Here is an 18,331-nt window from a genome sequence, read left to right on the forward strand (position 1 = left end):
GAGACTATAATGAACCAACAACTTAGGCCTGAGCGCAGCCTGCCGGAACTGGTGGGTTGGGTGAAACAGGAACAGCTGGAACTTCATCTTGGTAATGAACGACTGGCGTTTTTGATCGCTATTTCCTCAATGGCACGGGATGAGCAAACGCAGGAATTAAGCGAAGCGACACTACACGATGCATTTAGTTATGTAAGTCAGTTATATGGTCTGATGGATGAGACTCTGACAGTACGTGCTAATAACGCGATCAATGAACTGGTCCGGCAACGACTACTCTCTCGCTTTAATACCGATCCGGTAGCGGGCGAAAGTGTATACCGTCTGACCCGGCTCGCTATCGGCATTATTGAGTTTTATCTTGATCAGCAACAGGTCAACAGTGTGAAGCTATCACTGCTGCTGGAACAGGTTGCCGGAGAGCTGGATAAAGCTTATGCCGCAGCGCTGCATGCTACTGACGAATCTGCCTGGGATACCGAAGTCTATCCACGTCTGAAATATTCCGTTGAAGAGATCCTGAGCCGTATCGATCTGACTCAAAGGGCTATGGATGATCAACAAAATCAGGTAAAAGCCGATATTGCTGATCTTTTAAATCAGAACTGGACGCAGGCTATTCACAACTGTGAGAAATTGCTGCGGGAGACCGGGCAAACCTTACGTGAGCTGCAGGATACACTGGATGCCGCCGGGCATAAGTTACAATCCGGTCTGCTGAACATTCAGGAAACCTCCCGTGCTCAGGCTATTTCATCCGTGCTGGTGGAACAGCTGACGTTTGATCTGCAGAGTCGTATTGATGCCATTCTCAGCTGGGGTCAGCAATGTATTGAGCTTTGGGCTCGTTACGACCGGCATGTGCATAAATTTATCCGTAATGCGATTGATATGGATAAAAACCGCGTATTCAGCCAGCGCCTTCGTGAATCTATCCGTGATTTTGATAACCACAACTGGTTGCTGCTGGTGGCACAGGAAAATCGTCTGCTGGAATTGCGGGACGAAACGCTGGTGCTGCATAACGATGAGATCACCGGTGATTTACCTGCCATGCTGGAGTTTCAGGAAATTCAGGTACTGGATGAAAAACTTTCAGACCACATCGGCGTTTATCTTTCTGATTTCCAGGTACATGGGAAACCGCTCGATATGGCAGACATCCTGAAGGATTATCTGCAGCAATATCCTGAATATCAGCATTTTGATGTTGCACGTATGCTGGTGGATCAGGCGGTACGTCTTGGTTACTCAGCCGCTGAACTGGGCGGAGTACGTCATCCTAAGTGGAAACCTATTAACAATTCAGGCGCCAAGGTGCAGGCTCATGTCATTGATCAATACTGAACTTCCTATTGCTCTGCGTCTGGCGCAGGCAATCGCTAACCCATTATTTCCTAAACTGGATACTGCTTTACGTAGTGGCAAGCATATCAGTGCTGATGATCTGGATAGTCATTCCTATCTGCTGGATTACCACGATGAGCTTGAGACTTTTTACAATCGCTATCAGGTTGAATTAATCAAGGCACCTGAAGGCTTCTTCTATCTGCGACCACGCTCGACCTCTGAAATCAGTACTTCCGTATTATCAGAACTCGATATGCTGGTGGGTAAAGTACTCTGCTATCTCTATCTGAGCCCGGAACGACTGGCTAATGAGGGCATATTCTCACTGCAGGATCTGCAGGAAGAGATCGTGTCACTGGCGGATGAACGTCAGTTGCTGCGTATGGTAAACCAGCGTAGTGGTGGTACCGATTTAGATAAGAAAAAATTACAGGAACGGATTCGTACCTCTATGCGCCGCCTGCGTCGTCTGGGAATGGTGACAGCACTGGGTACCGGCGACAAATTCCGGGTTAATGAAGCGGTCTTCCGTTTTGCGGCTGATGTTCGCACCGATGAAGATCCGCGGGCAGTACAACTGCGCATGATCCGTGAAGGTGAAGCAATTTTACATGATGATGAATTACCAACCCGTGAAACCGTATGGGATTCACTGGATGAAGCAGAAGAAGACGAAGAGCAATTGGGGCTGGATATATGATCACGCGCGGTAAGTTTCTCTCTTTCACCATGATCAACTGGAATGGCTTTTTTGCCCGTACCTTTGAGCTGGATCAGATGGTGACGACATTGTCCGGCGGTAACGGGGCCGGTAAATCAACCAGTATGGCCGCGCTGATTACGGCATTGATTCCTGATCAGACCCTGCTGCATTTCCGTAATACCACTGAAGCGGGAAGTTCCTCTGCCAGTCGTGATCGCGGCTTATATGGCAAATTGCAGCGTGGTCATTGCTATTCGATGATCGATGTCCGTAACTCGAAAGGGCAACGTCTGTGGTTCGGCGTGCATTTAGAACAGGTCGCTAACCGTGATAACAAAGTAAATATCACACCATTCTGCATGCTGGATGTACCTGATTCGTTGCAACCAACCGATTTCCTGCTGGAAAAGCTGGATGGCGACAAGGCAAAAGTACGTCCGTTCAATGAATTGCGTAAACAGGCAGCTGAACTGGGCGCTATCCGTTTTGTTAAGTTCAATTCGGTGACCGATTATCACAACGTGATGTTTGAGTACGGCGTCACAGCGAAGAAGCTGCGTGATCAGCGTGATCGCTCCAGATTCTACCGACTGATCGAAGCATCACTGTATGGTGGTATCTCATCATCTATCAGTCGTTCATTGCGTGAATACCTGCTGCCGGAAAACTCCGGTGTGCGTAAGGCATTCCAGGATATGGAAGCTGCGATTCATGAAAATCGCCGTACATTGGATGCGATTAAAGAAACACAGGCTCAGCGTGATTTATTCCGCCATCTGATCACCGAAACCACAAACTATGTGGCTGCCGACTATGTGCGTAATCAGAGCGAGAAAAACCGTCTGTCAGAACTGGCGCTGCATGGCCGTAAGCAACTGCAGGATAAGCAACGTCTGATCCGTGAAGAACGGCAGCGTGCCATTTATCTTGCCGAAGAAGCTGAGCAGATGACTGCGCGTGAAAAACATCTGACGGAAGATTTGGAGCTAGCAGCCGAGCACCTTGCTAAGGTCATGGCGGCAACCGGACTGACGAATAAAATTGTTCAGTACCGCGAAGATGTTGAAGATCTGACTCTGAAGGCCGAAGAACAATCAGCCATTACGACAGAACTCGCTGAAGAAAAAACCGAGCTGGAAATCCGTAAAGGGCAAAGCGAAGATGAAGCTGACAGCCTGAAAAGCCAGTTGGCTGATTACCAGCAGGCTCTGGATGTACAGCAAACCCGGGCGATCCAGTACCGTCAGGCAGTCAACGCGCTGGAACAGGCACAAAAGCTGTGTGACCTGCCAGATCTGACTCCTGACAATGTTGTTGGTTTCCAACAGACACTGCGTGATCAGGAACAACAGGCTACTGATCAGGTATTGTCATTGCAGCAACGGTTGCGACTGGCGAAAGCAGCGGCAGATCAGTATGAAAAAGCGTTTATTGCCTTACAGCAAATCACCGGACCTGTTTCCCGTGAGCAGGCATGGGAACAGGCTCAGAGCGTGATTGAACAGGCCCGGAGCTATCGGGCTGCGCTGGCTCGTCGTCAGCAGGCGGAACGGGCTCTGCAGGATATCCGTCGCGATCTGGAACAGCAAAATGCGCTGATTGCCATTCAGGAACAACTGTTACGCCAGCTGGAAAGCCAGGGCACTAAATATGACCTGACTGATAACGAGCAGCTTGGTGAGCTAGCGGCTGCATTGACAGAACAACAGGATGATCTGCAGCAGCAGTTGGAGCGTGATCAGCAGGATCGCATCCGCGTTCATCATCAGCTGGATGCAACCCGCCAGCAGATCGAACAACTGCGCAAAAAAGCACCCGCCTGGCTGGTGGCCCATGAAAAGCTGGAAAAACTGCAGGAAATGACTGGCGAGACGCTGGATTCTCCGGTCGCCATTAGTCAGTTACTGCAGCGTACACTGGAACAGGAACGTGGCCTGGAACAGGAAAAACGCCAGTTACAGCAGCAGAAAGAATCCTTGGAGCAGCAACTCCGTAACCTGCAGCAATTTGCCGGTAACGAAGATCCGCAGATGGTGCGTATCTGTGAACAACTGGGCGGTGTATTGCTGACCGATGTTTATGACGATATTTCTCTTGAAGATGCGCCGTACTATTCCGCGTTATTTGGTCCTGCCCGCAGTGCCATCGTCGTGGTGGATCTGGAAGGGGCGATCACGCATCTCAATACACTGAGTGATTTGCCGGAAGATATCTATCTGATCCAGGGTAACCCTGATTCATTTGATGAAAACCTGCATGATGCCAGCGAATTTGATAAAGCGGTTCTGGTGCGTACCAGTCAGCGTGAGGTCCGCTATTCCCGTCATCCGGAAGTACCGGTATTCGGTCGTGCTGCACGGGAGCAACGCATTGAGCTGCTATCTGCGCAGCGTGATGAAATAGTTGAAGCTTATGCCAAATCTGCTTTCGAGCAGCAGAAGCAGAATCGCCTGTATCACCATTTAAGCCAGTTCATGACCGAACACCTGCATGTGGCTTTTGAGGCTGATCCGGAAGCGGCACTGGCTGTTTTACAAACTGAAATTCGTCAGGCAGAGAATAATCTGCAGCAACAGCAGCAGAATGAACATCAATATCGCCAGCGTCTGACCGCATTACAGCAGCAACAGCAATTGGTTGCCCGTCTGCAGTCTCAGTTCAGTCTGTTGTTTGATACGTCATTGAATGAGCGGTTGGTGCAGGCTGAGGCAGAATCTGAATCCTGTCATCAGGCACAACAGTTCCTGGATAAGCATGATAAAGCGTGCCGGCAACTGGAAACGATGCTGGATGCACTACGTGAAGATCCGGCGGCATATGATGAATTGCAGCAGGCAGGCTTCGCTGCAGAACAGCAGCTAACTGATGTTCGTCGTCAGGCATTTGCACTGGATGAACTCTTTGCCCGTCGCACTTATTTTGCCTATCACGATGCGGAAAGCCTGCTGGGACAGACCTCCGAGATCAGCGAACGTCTGAAACAGAAACTGGCCGACGCAGAACAATTACGTCGTCAACTGACAGAACAGCTGAAACAGATCGTTCAGCGGTATCAGGACGCGATCCAGGTGCAGACCGCGCTGAATTCCAGCTTGCAGGCAAAAACACAGACGCTGCAGGAATTCGAACGTGAACTGCAGCAAATGGGTCTGCAGATTGCGGCGGATATGGAAGATCAGGCAAGAAGTAAAAAGCGTGATCTGGAAGATCAGTTGGTTCGCACCCGCAGCCGCCGTACGCAGGCTGAAACGCAATATCAGATCTGCCGACGGGATATTGACAGCCTGAATCAGCGCTTTACTGCCGAGAATAAAGAGTACCGGGCTGCCCGTCATTTGTTACTCGAGCACAAGAAGACCTGGAGCCGTGTTCTGACACTGGCACGCACTAATAGTGTTGAGAAACAGCTTAATCGCCGGGAGTTAGCCTATCTGGATGCCGAAGAGCTGCGTTCTATGTCCGATAAGTCTCTGGGGGCTTTGCGTCTGGCTGTAGCCGGTGATGACTCTCTGCGTGACACCTTACGGTTGTCTGAAGGTAATCGTCAGACCGAGCAGAAAGTGCAGTTCTATATTCAGATTTATCGTTATCTTAAAGATCGTATCCGTCATGACATTATCCGTTCTGATGATCCGATTGATGCGATTGAAGAGATGGAAATTGAACTGGCGCGTCTGGCGGATGAGCTGAAACAACGTGAAACGCATTTGTCTCTGTCATCACATGAAGTGGCAGCGAAGATCACCAATATCATCCGTCGTGAACAGAACCGTATCCGTGTCATGAACCAGGGATTGCAGAACATTACCTTTGGTCAGGTGCGCGGTGTCCGTCTCAATGTGAATGTGCGTGAAGCGTATGCCCGTATGCTCCAGACACTGGGTGAACATGCGCAGCAGCATCAGGATCTGTTCGCCAGCAATGAGCTGACCTTTTCTGAAGCAATGGCCAAACTGTTCCAGCGTCTGAATCCGCATATCGATCAGGGTGATCGCAGCTTCCAGGTATTAGGCGAGGCGTTACTTGATTACCGCAACTACCTCGAACTCGAAATTGAGGTATTGCGTGGTGTTGATGGCTGGCTGCGTGCCGAGAGTGGGGCATTGTCTACCGGCGAGGCTATCGGTACTGGTCAGGCGATTCTGCTGATGGTGCTGCAGAGCTGGGAAGATGAAAACCGCCGTCTGCGCAGCAGTGAACTGGAACCGTGCCGCTTGTTGTTCCTTGATGAAGCGGCGCGTCTGGATGCCAAATCGATCGCGACGCTGTTCGAACTGTGCGAACGGCAGGATATGCAGTTGCTGATTGCAGCACCGGAAAATATCAGTCCGGAAAAAGGCACTACGTATAAATTGATCCGTAAGGTACATGGTAAGCAGGAACATGTGCATGTGGTTGGTTTGCGTGGTTTTGGTGGCAATACTGAAGCCGCATAACAAATTTAAAGGCAGCTTCGGCTGCCTTTGTTTTTGATTATGAATCTGCGCTAATCCGAATAACGAATTATTTATCAATGCGTGTCCGAAAAAGTGGGTGAAGTCCTGAACTAAGTGAACGGGTTTAAATTTTTGGTAAATGGTTGTTTATCAAACTCAATTCAGGCTGATAAGTTTTGCTGTAACCATTGTTTAAACTGGGCTTTAGGCAAAGCGCCCGATAGTCGAGCAATTTCTTTACCATGATGAAATATCATTAGCGTTGGAATCGAACGAATTTGATAGCGGCTTCAGGGCAAAATCATGAAGCACCGCAGCCTGCAAGGAGTTGCGAGAGGTACTCATTATTCCTTCCGGCCCGTTTTTGTTTCCGTTTTATACCCGCTTTAAAACTCTTGTCCGCTGTCAGTAAATTGATCGCAATATGACGGCATACCGCCAGATTCTCGCCCGCTTCGCCCCGGGTGATTTGGCATTCATCTTCACGGAACGCCACATCCAGACGCCAATGCAGTTGCGACTCTATGGACCAATGAGCCCGGGTGGATTCCAGCAATGCTTTCGCTGACAGTTCTGCAGAACTGATGTAATACCGCAACACAAAGTTTTTCGGGTCAAAGGCTTCACCATTCTCCTGCCGTATCGTGGCAACAATACCGATGGTTTTCAGTTCCGGCCAATCATACGCGAGGTCACCTAATGGCGTTAAATCATGGCTGACGATGCTTAAACGGGTTTCCTGACGGCCATGTCCTTTTTCCTGTGTGCTGTAGCTTTCGTATTTTTCACCTGTCCACATCGCAGGCGAATACCAGTTATCAAACGCATCAGCCAGCTTGCCCTGATTGCCTTTCACTGCCAATAAGTAGTCGGCTTTCTTCCTGATAATTTCCTGAGCAATTTTTCGCTGACATCCCATCGCATCCAGTGTCACGATGCATCCTTTCAGCTCAAGTAATTGAAGTAATTCAGGAATGGCGGTGATTTCATTGGATTTTGTCGCGGTTTTTAATTGGCCCAACACCACCTGATTTTCGGCACTGAAGGCACTGACCATATGGATCACATTATCGCGTTTTGACTTGTCGTAGGTACCGCGTAGCGATTTGCCATCAATCGCAACGACAGAACCTTCTGTTAAGGTGTGACAGTCCTGCATCCACGTGATGAATAATTTCTGCAGCTGTTTTCCGGATAACATGCCCATGACACGGGCTATCGTATGGTGCGAGGGAATACCATTTTCAAAATCACCGTACAACCGCAACCAGTCCAGATGGTCTTCGCCAAAATCCTCTATTTCTTCCCAGCCTTCTGCGCCACCAATCACAGCGGTGACCGTCAGGAATAAAATATCCGTCAGGCTATAACTGATTTTCCAGGATTGGCGGTGGTCGTGAATAATAGAGATATGGTCCAAGAGGCTGAGTCCGTTCATGGTGAATTATCCTGCAAAAGAAAGGATAAGATCACAGGTAGAGAGGATCGTCAAATCGATCGAAAAAATAGTTTTAATAAAGAATAAATTCAGCTAAAAATAAGGTTAGATTTCAAAAAATGACCTGCTCGCAAAGCCTTACGCAGCAAGGGCTTTCATGCTTTCGCCCTGATAGCGGCTTGCTGTAATTTGATTATTTTCAGTGTCTAATTTAACAAAGCACGCTTGAGCCGCCATTTCATCGGATACTTGACTAAATACAGGTGCGAATTGCTGGCAAGGGCCACACCAAGATGCCCAGAAATCGACTACCACGGGTAAATCATTTTTTTCAATAAAACGGCTGAAGTTTTGATCATTAGCCATGATTGGATAAGCAGAAAGCAATCCTTTCTTACATTTACCGCATAACGGGTGATCATTGAGTTTTAAACTTGGCACTCTATTAATTGCACTGCAACTAGGACAAACAATCTGAATAAATGAGTCAGTCATGATGAAATCTCAGCGAGGAGTGTAGTTACAACATGAGTTCAAAACAGCTCTATTTCAAGTTTAGAATTCAGTGTGGAAACGGAATTTGCAGTAACCATTTAACAATGTCTTATCAATAATCATTTCGTAATTTATATGACTCTGGCGTGGTTATACGGAATTTTTCCATATTCCATTTCTGGTCAGGCAAAGCTACCGCAGGACCACACAAATGCGATCTGGGCTTATTCCTGTCAGATAAGACAGATGTATTTCATCCTAGTCTCATCCAGAACGGGTTTCAATCTAGGCTTTTGATCGAAGTCAGTTTTTAGTGAGTTGAGTTATGTCAGCCGGGCTATTGATTGAACCAGTGACTCTGAATTTCTGGAGCGGGAAGTGGAGGTGTGCCACAAACTGTGCAACACTCTGAATAACAGACAGAAAGCGTGTTGTAGACAGATGATGAGCAAAACCGAACCCCTGAATACCGCCTCTGCCACTTTGATGGAACGTTTGCTGAGTAAACGACAAATCCGGGTGCACAAGCGGTGGGCGATCATCCAGCTGAATCTTTGGCTGCAACATGGCTGGGTGACAGCTCAGGGCGAGGGGGTTTATCAGCTGACGGCTGAAGGAGAACAGTATTTCCGGCAGCATCTGGTGGCGCATGGTGACTCTTCACTGGAGTCATTGCTGCATCAGCTGGATATCCAGTTACCGGAGAAATGTAATAGCCGCATTCTCTCTTTCCTGCTGAATCAGGATCGCAGGATTTCTGAAGAACAGATGCGTGAGCACGAGATAACATTACATCGGGATAGTTACCTGTTATTACGCTGTAATCTGCCTTGCAGTATTTTTATGCAATCCGGCGAGCTGATTGATGTCAGTACGTTATTCAGTGTGTGGGGAGAGGTGGTCATACCGGAACGGGTTATCCCGGATATTAAAAAGATCCTCTGGAAAAATACGCCGCCCCGGCATGTGATCACGGTTGATAACCGGGATGCATTTGTCAGTATGATGTTGCCTCCGGATACCTTGCTGCTGCACGCACCATTAAAAGATACGATGATGGCGGAACATCTGCTCCGTGCTCTGACGGATGATATTCACTGGAGTCAGTTTGCTGATCTTTCCCCGGATAGCCTCAGAAAATCGGCAGAGTTTGCTGAGCGGTTGCAAAGACCACTTTCCTTGTATTTACCTGAAAACTGGCCTGATTATCTACGATTATTAGGTCGGGCACTGGAGCCGGATGAAAAATGGCCGGTGTCAACTCTGTCCCGGAAACAGCAAATCAACCTGCAGTTTTTAATCGAAAATCAGCGAAAAATACCGCAGCAAGTCATGGTATATGCAAAAAAATGGGTTCATGAATTATAGATTTTTAATTTGCTATAGTGGCTTTATCCGTGCAGTGCTATAAATAGCAAAGTTAAGAGACGCATGTTCTCATCCCCCCAACTAGCCAAACAGAAAACAGGACGAACCATGTTTGAGAAGGTGACACAGGCTCCGGCCGACCCGATATTGGGTTTAACCGAAGAATTCCGTAATGACCCGCGTACTAACAAAATCAATCTGGGTGTCGGCATTTATAAAGATGAAGCTGGTGCCACGCCAATCCTCAACTGTGTTAAGAAGGCAGAAAAAATTCTGCTGGAAACTGAAACCACTAAAAACTATCTGAGCATTGAAGGTAATGCTGAGTATGCACAGCTGGTACAGGAACTGCTGTTTGGCGCTGATCATGAGATCGTGACCAGCAAACGTGCTAAAACAGCACAAGCACCGGGTGGTACGGGTGCTCTGCGTATTGGTGCTGAATTCCTGTTCCGTCAGGGAATTTCTAAAAAGGTCTGGATCTCTAATCCGACTTGGGTAAACCATTTCCAGGTATTTGGTGTTGCCGGAATGGAAACTGCTGAATACTGTTACTACGATCCAGCCGGGAAGAATCTGGATTTTGACGGTATGCTGGAATCCTTGTCTGCAGCAGTGCCTGGTGATGTTGTTCTGCTGCATGGTTGCTGCCATAACCCGACCGGTGTTGATCCATCACTGGAACAATGGGAAGTACTGGCAAAATTCTGTGCTGAACGCAAATTACTGCCATTCTTCGATTTTGCCTATCAGGGTTTTGGTAGTGGCATAGAAGAAGATGCGGCTGGTTTACGCACCTTTGCCAAGTACAATAAAGAATTACTGGTTGCCAGTTCATTCTCTAAAAACTTCGGCTTATACAATGAGCGTGTTGGTGCTATTACTGTTGTAACTACTGACGCTGAAATCGCATTGCGTGCGTTCAGTCAGGTTAAAACGACTATCCGTGCAAACTACTCCAATCCACCGTCACATGGTGCAGCTGTTGTTGCTACTGTGCTGAAAGATCCTGCACTGCGTGCAGAATGGGTTGCTGAAGTTAAAGCAATGCGTGATCGTATCTGGGAAATGCGTGAATTGTTTGTTCAGAAACTGAAAGCCAAAGGGATCAAACAGGATTTCAATTTCATCACTGAACAGAATGGTATGTTCTCATTCTCCGGACTGAACAAAGAACAGGTTACGCGCCTGAATAAAGAATTTGCGATTTATATCGTCGGTTCAGGCCGTATCAGTGTTGCCGGTATGACTAAAAACAACATTGATGCCTTGATTGACGGTATTGCTGCGGTTATCTGATTAATCAGTAACCATTCGACTAGAAAGCCCTGAATTGTATTCAGGGCTTTTTTTATTCTGATAATAATCAGCGGATTTATTTAGCAACAGTAGCGTCGATGCCTTCAACAAACCAGTTGATCTGAGCCAGTTCTGCATCGGTCATTGAATGACCAGCCGCAACCACTTCTTTACCAGTGTTGTCTTTCAGCGGGCCAGTGAATGGTTTGAGTTCACCAGTTTTGATTTTGGTGTAAGTCGTGTTGATCGCATCTTTGACGTTCTGTGGCAGATTGTCATTGATAGAACCCAGTTTCACGACGTCTTCAGCAAAACCACCCCAGTAGTCCTGTGGCTTCCAGCTACCGTCTTTAACTGCCTGAATAGTTTTCAGGTAGTGTGGTTCCCAGTTATCAACGATAGAGAAGATATGCGCTTTAGGACCGTAATGAGAAACGTCTGAAGCCTGACCAACGGCGCGGATACCACGTTTTTCAGCAACCATCATTGGCGCAGGGCTATCTGTGTGCTGCATCAGTACGTCTACACCCTGATCGATCAGCGTGTTTGCTGCGTCAGTTTCTTTACCCGGATCGTACCAGGAGTTAACCCAAACGATTTTGATTTTTACATTTGGATTAACAGACTTGGCACCCATGAATACGGCATCGATGTCACGATATACTTCAGGAATAGGGAAGGAAGCAATGTAACCGATAGTGTTGGACTTGGTCAGCATACCAGCCGCAACACCGGCAACATAACGGCCTTCATATGCACGCTGGATATAAGTACCTACGTTTTTAGTCCGTTTGTAACCAGTCGCATGTTCAAAAATCACGTTAGGGAATTTTTTCGCTACTTTCAGCGTCGGGTTCATGAAACCGAAAGAAGTGGTGAAGATGACTTTGTTACCACTCTTAGCCAGCTGAGTGATGACACGTTCAGCATCGGCACCTTCGGCTACGTTTTCCACGAAAGTAGTTGTAATCTGACCTGGCAGCGCTTTTTCCAGTTCTTTACGTGCACGGTCGTGCTCATAGCTCCAGCCATGATCACCAACTGGGCCAACGTAAATAAAACCAACTTTCATTGGTTCTTCTGCGGCTGAAACTGAAGCAATAGAGCAGCCAGCAGTTAATGCGGCTACAGCCAGTAAACGAAAAATCCTTGTCTTCATGCGTATTTCTCCGATCAATGAAAAATTATACTCTGGAATCAAAAGTCTGACCCAACGACATAGGGGCAGACAGTTTTTCTTTCATCCGGTTAGAACCGATAAAAATCATTACAATTAGCGTCGCCAGATACGGCAGCATTGCCAGCAGGCTAGGGGATATTTTCATGCCCAAGCCCTGCAGAACCAGATGCATAATACTGGCAAGACCGAACAGGTAAGCACCCAGTATCAGGTTCTTGGTTTTCCAGGAAGCGAAAACAACCAGTGCCAATGCGATCCAGCCACGACCACCGGTCATGTTTTCCATCCACATCGGAGTATAAACCAGCGACATATAAGAACCGGCCAGACCAGCCATTGCGCCACCGAACAGAATTGCCAGATAACGGACTTTAAGCACCGGTAAACCAATGGCATTCGCGTTATGCGGGTTTTCGCCCACAGCACGCAGAATCAGACCACCGCGGGTTTTAACACAGAACCAGCCAACCACGATGGCAAGCAACCAGCTCAGATAAATCAGCGGGTCATGTTTGAAAAGCAGAGCACCGATGAAAGGGATATCTGATAAACCCGGAATAACAAACGCCTGGAAACCTTTAACCGTCTGGCCGACATAAGTGGAGCCGATAAAGGCGCTCAGACCGGTACCAAAAATAGTCAGAGCCAGGCCGGTAGCAACCTGATTGGCCCGCAGGTGCATACTGATCACACCAAACAGCAGTGACATCAGGGTTCCTGCCAGCATGGCCATCATGATGCCAAAGACGAGAGAACCTGTGTTTGATGTGGCGATAAAACCACATACCGCACCCATTAGCATCATGCCTTCCTGACCGAGGTTCAGGACACCTGATTTCTCACAAATCATTTCACCCAGGGCAACCAGCAGCAACGGTGTTCCGGTTTTAATGGCTGCCGTCAGAATTTGCAGAAGCAGTTCATTATCCATTCTGAGTTTCCTTCGACTTCACTTTAACCAGGCGATAGCGCAACAGAAAATCGCTTGCCAGCAACAGGAACAATAATGAGCCCTGGAACAGACCGGTAATAGCGGTAGGTACACCAAGCTCAATCTGAGCCATGTCACCGCCCATGTAAATCAGCCCCAGGAACAGACCGGATACACACATGCCAAGCGGGTGCAAACGCCCCAGCCATGCCACGATGATTGCGGCATAACCATAACCGGGAGAGACCGCAGGAATCAGCTGACCAATCGGGCCTGATACTTCACTGGCACCAGCCAGACCGGCAAGCGCACCGGAAAAAAGCATAATTCCCCAGCGTAAGCGACGGATGGAGAAACCGGCATAATGTGCCGATGACTCATCATGACCTAATACCCGGATCTGGAAACCCAGCCAGCTGAAGCGCAGTAAGATCCAGGACAGAATTGCTGCCAGCAATGCAAAGAGCACACCCAGATGGACACGGGTATTTTCAATCAGAATCGGCAGTAACTGTGTATCCGCAAACAAGGCTGATTCAGGGAAACCCATGCCTTCCGGATCTTTCAGCGGACCATGCACAGCCCATTGCAGTGTATAAAGTGCAATGTAGTTCAGCATGATGGTGGTCAGAATGATGTTACTGTTAAACCACTGCCGCAATGCAATCGCAATCCCTGACCATGCCATCCCGGCCAGGACTCCGGCGATCATCGCCAGCCAGACACTCATGGAAGAGTCTGCAAATTGCAGACTGACTGCACTACCGACTACCGCGCCCAGCAACAGCTGGCCTTCGGCACCGATATTCCACAGATTAGCCTGATAGCACAGCGCCAGACCGACCGCACAAAGCAGCATCGGCGCGGTTTTGACTAATAACTCACCGACGTTGTAACCATCGGAAAGTGGGCTGATAAAGAACACATACATAGCATGCAGCGGATCTTTGCCCAGAAAACTAAATAATCCCATTCCCAGCAGAATAGTCAGGCACACCGCGATCAGCGGTGAAACCAGCTGCAGATACCATGGGATAAAAGTACGAGGTTGAAATTGCCACATGGTGGTTTATTCCTGCTCCAGAAATTGTCCGGCCATCCACTGACCGATCTGATTCGTGCTGGTTTCCTGTGTTTTAACCAGAGGTGACAGATGGCCATCAAACAAGGCGGCAATACGGTCACTGATCAGGAACAGTTCATCCAGATCTTCAGAGATTACGACTATTGCTGCGCCACGATCGCGCAGTTCCATCAGTTCACGATAGATCGCATTTGCTGCGCCAATATCTACCCCCCAGGTCGGGTGAGCACAAACAAACACATTAGGCTCAAGAGCCAGTTCACGACCAATGATGAACTTCTGCAGGTTACCGCCGGACAGTGAGTGCGCCGGTGCATGTTCGTTATGACATTTCACCTGATGTTGCTCAATCACATCGCGGGTACGGGCAGAAACTTTGTTCCATTTCACCCAACCCCAGCGTTTTAACCCCAGTGTCGCATTTGTTAGCAGCAGGTTTTCGCGCAGACTCATTTTCGGCGCGGCACCATGCCCCAGACGTTCTGCCGGAACATAAGCCATACCGAGCTGACGGCGATTACCGACTTTCAGGCGTCCGACGGGTTTGCCATTCATAATGATTTGATCACTATGAGGGCTGAGCCATTCGCCACTCAGTACGCTTAACAGTTCTTCCTGTCCGTTACCGGCGACCCCGGCAATACCGAGAATTTCACCGCCACGCAGGGAAAAATTAAGCTGTTTCAAGGCACAGGCAAACGGATTCGGTGCCGGCAGAGAGAGGTCTTTCACCGCAAGATTAATTTTCTTGCTGGAACGACGTTCGTAAGTTTCGGCAATAGCACTGTCACCCACCATCATGCGGGCGATACTTTCCGGTGTTTCATTTGCAGGCACGCAGGCACCGGTAACTCGTCCGCCACGCAATATTGTTGCTTTATGGCAGAGTGCAGTCACTTCTTTCAGTTTATGGCTGATAAACAGGATCGTGCAGCCATCCGAAGCCAGCTGGCGTAATACTACAAACAGACTATCCACTTCCTGCGGTGTCAGCACGGAAGTTGGTTCATCAAGAATGAGTAATTTTACCTGCTGGATCAGACAGCGAAGAATTTCGACTCGTTGGCGTTCGCCCATGGACAAGCTAAACACATAACGATCTGGATCAATATTCAATCCGTAATTTCCCGACAGCTCACGGATGCGTCCTGCTAGATCACCAATCTGTTCCCGCATTGAAGGGGTTAAACACAAATCGATGTTTTCCGTGACGGTCAGTGTTTCGAACAGCGAAAAATGCTGAAACACCATACCGATGCCCAATTCACGCGCATGAGAAGGAGAGCGGATTTGCAACTCCTGCCCATCCCACACGATGGAACCACTGTCCGGGGTCACCAAACCATAAATGATTTTGACCAAGGTTGACTTTCCTGCACCATTTTCACCCAATAGTGCATGGATTTCACCACGTTCGAGCTTCAAATTGATCTTGTTGTTCGCAAGACAGCCGGGATATTGCTTAGTGATATCCCACAATTCAAGCTGGTAATGATGTGTTGTCATCCTCTTTACGACACTCCGTTTGCGGGTGTAAAAAATTGATGTGCGAGTTAAGCAAAAAATTGTCCAATTTGCCATTTTTTCTGCATGTAAATTCACTGATCAGCGAAAAAATCACCATGCAGAGCCATGATTACCGGAATAATGTGCCAAACACTATGTGTTGCGTTAAAGATTCAGCCTGAACACAACCTTTTGGTATTTTAGCTGAGGCTGAATCACTCTGTGTATGTTTTATAGCCATGTAATGGCATTTTTCTTTGTGCTGCCAGATTAAGTGCAGATTACAGGCCAACTGGATGAAAGATTAGCTTTTTCCCGTGTTATCTTTAGGTGCGGGCTCTGTACATGAATTATTAAATGAATACTTACGAAATTAAGAACAACTGGCTGACGAATCTGCTGTTCAGGCATCCGGCATCGGTGCTGACGTTGCAGAGTAAAGGACTGCAGATTTCTGATGGTAAGAAAAAGATGGTATTGCCATTCAGCCGTATGAGTTCATTGCCGAAGATCAAGCGGCGTCTGTTCTGGTCGCATTTATCTGTGACTACCGCTAAGAAATCGTATCTGTATAAAGGCTTCTCAGCATCGCAATTACGCCAATTTTCAGAATTACTGAATGATTCGTTGAAACTTCATGTTCAGCAACAATTACAGGCTGAGTATCAGGAAGCAAAACAGCTTAAAACCGAGATACAGACCTTTCTGGATGCGTCATCTTTCCGGCGCTCATCGCAATGCCGGCATTTGGTGGAACGTTGCCGCCGGCTTCTGAAGAACACCTCTGTTTATTTACGGGAATGTTTTGCTACTTCTTCTCAATTGGCCGCATTGAAATATTCGGCTGATTTTGTTTCTTTTGCTGAAGAGAAAGTAAAACGGGCAAACACAAAATTCCTGAAACAAGAGTTACTCCGGTGTCAGTCGTTTTTTGACCATATTGAGAAGAACACATTAACGTTGGCACAACGCAAAGCCTGTATTATCAATGAAGACCATAATCTGGTTTTAGCCGGGGCGGGAACCGGCAAGACCAGCACGATGATTGGTCGGGCAGGGTATCTGTTAGTAACGGCACAAGCTCAGCCGGAAAAAATTCTGATGTTGGCCTTTGCTAAAAAAGCAGCCGGAGAAATGCAGGAACGACAGGATAAGTGCCTGCGACCACTTTTAAAGAACGCAACGCCTGTTATTAAAACCTTCCATGCACTCGGGCTTGAGATCATTGGCAAAGTGGAAGGTAAATGGCCTGTTATCACGCCTTTCGTTGAGAATAATGCGGCATTCATGCAGTTCATTGGTGATGTTATTGGTCAGCTGATGATGAATGAGGCATATAAAAAGAAAGTCAGTCAGTTTTGTACAGATCGTGCCTATCCGAAATCAGCAGCTGATTTCTCCCTGCTGATAGCTGACTTCCTGCTGTTATTTAAACAATCACACCTGACATTCCCGGCATTCGCTACTGATATAAAAAAACAACGTAGCAGTGTGCGTTTTTCTCTCTTTCTGTCACTGTTTCAGCCTGTGTTAGCTGCTTACGAGCAACATTTAACGGAAAGAAATGAAATTGATTTTGCCGATATGATTGGTAAAGCGATCGAGTATGTCGAGTCGGGCCGTTATTGCTCACCCTATCAGCATATTCTGGTGGATGAATTTCAGGATATCAGTCAGGAACGCGCCCGCTTGCTTAAGGCTTTGTTAGCTCAGCGGGATGACACGGTACTGTTTGCCGTGGGAGATGACTGGCAATCGATCTATCGTTTTACGGGTAGTGATATCAATATCACCCGCCAATTTGAATCTATATTTGGTGCGACCGCGACTACTGCACTTGATACCACGTTCCGGTTTAATAATAAGATTGGTGAAGTTGCCTCCGGGTTTGTACTGAAAAATCCGGAGCAGATAAATAAAACAATTAACTCCGCTTCAATAGTGGCGCATCCTGCCGTATCTCTGGTACAGGCATCCGTTTCAGAGCGGGGATTGCATCAGGTATTACATCATCTCAATCAGGATGTGCCTGTTTATTCCGAGCAGAAAACGTCAGTTGCAGTATTGGCCCGGTTTAATTTTCTGCTGGGTGATGATAGTCCAGTCATTCTTAAACGACAGATGGAATTCCAGTATCCGTATCTGGACATTGAGTTTATGTCCGTACACGCATCTAAAGGGAAAGAAGCAGACTACGTCATTGCATTGGGGATGAACAACGGCAAATATGGGTTCCCCAGCCTGAAAGAGACAGATCCGATCCTTGAGTTTTTATTGCCTGAGAAAGAAACGTTTTCTTATGCAGAAGAGAGACGGTTGTTTTATGTCGCGCTGACCAGAGCTCGTCACCGGGTCTATCTGGTATATCACCCTGCAGAACCTTCACCGTTCATCTCGGAATTGATTAATCAGAAATATCCGGTCTGTACGGATGAGTTTGTATCAGCATTCTAAGTTTCCGCTAACCGGACAGAAAGAAAAACAAAATCCGCTGATGTGATTCAAATCACGTTAGAATGTATCTCTCTGGTTTTCTTTATT

Annotated in this window: 12 protein-coding genes and 1 pseudogene; 6 read left to right on the forward strand and 7 right to left on the reverse strand. The window is 47.6% G+C overall.

Features of this window, described 5'->3' with window-relative positions; all coding sequences use genetic code 11:
- Positions 1-9 precede the first annotated feature (9 nt).
- From mukF to mukB, 3 genes are read left to right on the forward strand one after another with little or no spacing between them, the layout of a single operon-like run.
- On the forward strand, positions 10-1,347 hold the full coding sequence (gene mukF / locus TOLA_RS07450; protein WP_015878548.1) for a chromosome partition protein MukF: 1,338 nt from the start codon (positions 10-12) through the stop codon (positions 1,345-1,347).
- Complete coding sequence (gene mukE, locus TOLA_RS07455; RefSeq protein WP_015878549.1) at positions 1,328-2,050, forward strand: chromosome partition protein MukE; 723 nt, start codon at positions 1,328-1,330, stop codon at positions 2,048-2,050. The genes mukF and mukE overlap by 20 nt, the downstream gene beginning before the upstream one ends.
- Complete coding sequence (mukB, locus tag TOLA_RS07460) at positions 2,047-6,489, forward strand: chromosome partition protein MukB (RefSeq protein WP_015878550.1); 4,443 nt, start codon at positions 2,047-2,049, stop codon at positions 6,487-6,489. Before mukE ends, mukB begins: the two co-directional genes overlap by 4 nt.
- Before the next feature lie 161 nt (positions 6,490-6,650).
- On the opposite strand, the pseudogene TOLA_RS16965 reads toward mukB, so the two are convergent.
- The 3 genes and pseudogenes from TOLA_RS16965 to TOLA_RS16890 form a co-directional block, all read right to left on the reverse strand.
- Positions 6,651-6,779, reverse strand: a pseudogene (locus TOLA_RS16965) (thioredoxin domain-containing protein); the annotation flags it as partial.
- A gap of 11 nt (positions 6,780-6,790) precedes the next feature.
- Complete coding sequence (locus TOLA_RS07465) at positions 6,791-7,927, reverse strand: ISAs1 family transposase (RefSeq protein ID WP_015878551.1); 1,137 nt, start codon at positions 7,925-7,927, stop codon at positions 6,791-6,793.
- 138 nt (positions 7,928-8,065) lie between these two features.
- Complete coding sequence (locus tag TOLA_RS16890; RefSeq protein ID WP_083757749.1) at positions 8,066-8,422, reverse strand: thioredoxin domain-containing protein; 357 nt, start codon at positions 8,420-8,422, stop codon at positions 8,066-8,068.
- Between the two features lie 444 nt (positions 8,423-8,866).
- On the opposite strand from TOLA_RS16890, the gene TOLA_RS07475 reads away from it, so the two are divergent.
- Both TOLA_RS07475 and TOLA_RS07480 read left to right on the forward strand, forming a co-directional pair.
- The gene (locus tag TOLA_RS07475) at positions 8,867-9,790 is read left to right on the forward strand and encodes a hypothetical protein (protein ID WP_148210429.1); all 924 of its coding nucleotides are present in this window, start codon (positions 8,867-8,869) and stop codon (positions 9,788-9,790) included.
- A gap of 108 nt (positions 9,791-9,898) precedes the next feature.
- Positions 9,899-11,089, forward strand: coding sequence for an amino acid aminotransferase (locus TOLA_RS07480; protein ID WP_015878553.1), 1,191 nt, complete (start codon positions 9,899-9,901; stop codon positions 11,087-11,089).
- Positions 11,090-11,165: 76 nt separating this feature from the next.
- On the opposite strand, the gene TOLA_RS07485 is transcribed toward TOLA_RS07480, so the two are convergent.
- From TOLA_RS07485 to TOLA_RS07500, 4 genes are read right to left on the reverse strand one after another with little or no spacing between them, the layout of a single operon-like run.
- A complete protein-coding gene (locus tag TOLA_RS07485) occupies positions 11,166-12,248 on the reverse strand; it encodes a BMP family ABC transporter substrate-binding protein (RefSeq protein WP_015878554.1) in 1,083 nt (360 codons plus the stop codon).
- Between the two features lie 25 nt (positions 12,249-12,273).
- The gene (locus tag TOLA_RS07490) at positions 12,274-13,200 is read right to left on the reverse strand and encodes an ABC transporter permease (protein ID WP_015878555.1); all 927 of its coding nucleotides are present in this window, start codon (positions 13,198-13,200) and stop codon (positions 12,274-12,276) included.
- On the reverse strand, positions 13,193-14,263 hold the full coding sequence (locus tag TOLA_RS07495; RefSeq protein WP_015878556.1) for an ABC transporter permease: 1,071 nt from the start codon (positions 14,261-14,263) through the stop codon (positions 13,193-13,195). Before TOLA_RS07495 ends, TOLA_RS07490 begins: the two co-directional genes overlap by 8 nt.
- Positions 14,264-14,269: 6 nt before the next feature.
- Positions 14,270-15,790 (reverse strand): ABC transporter ATP-binding protein, encoded by a 1,521-nt coding sequence (locus TOLA_RS07500; protein WP_015878557.1) that lies wholly within the window; start codon positions 15,788-15,790, stop codon positions 14,270-14,272.
- A gap of 357 nt (positions 15,791-16,147) precedes the next feature.
- Here TOLA_RS07500 and helD point away from each other — a divergent pair, with 357 nt between their 5' ends.
- Complete coding sequence (gene helD, locus TOLA_RS07505) at positions 16,148-18,244, forward strand: DNA helicase IV (RefSeq protein WP_015878558.1); 2,097 nt, start codon at positions 16,148-16,150, stop codon at positions 18,242-18,244.
- The last annotated feature ends 87 nt before the right edge of the window (positions 18,245-18,331 follow it).

Origin of the sequence: Tolumonas auensis DSM 9187 (assembly GCF_000023065.1) — a bacterium.
GTDB classification, from domain to species: Bacteria; Pseudomonadota; Gammaproteobacteria; order Enterobacterales; family Aeromonadaceae; genus Tolumonas; species Tolumonas auensis.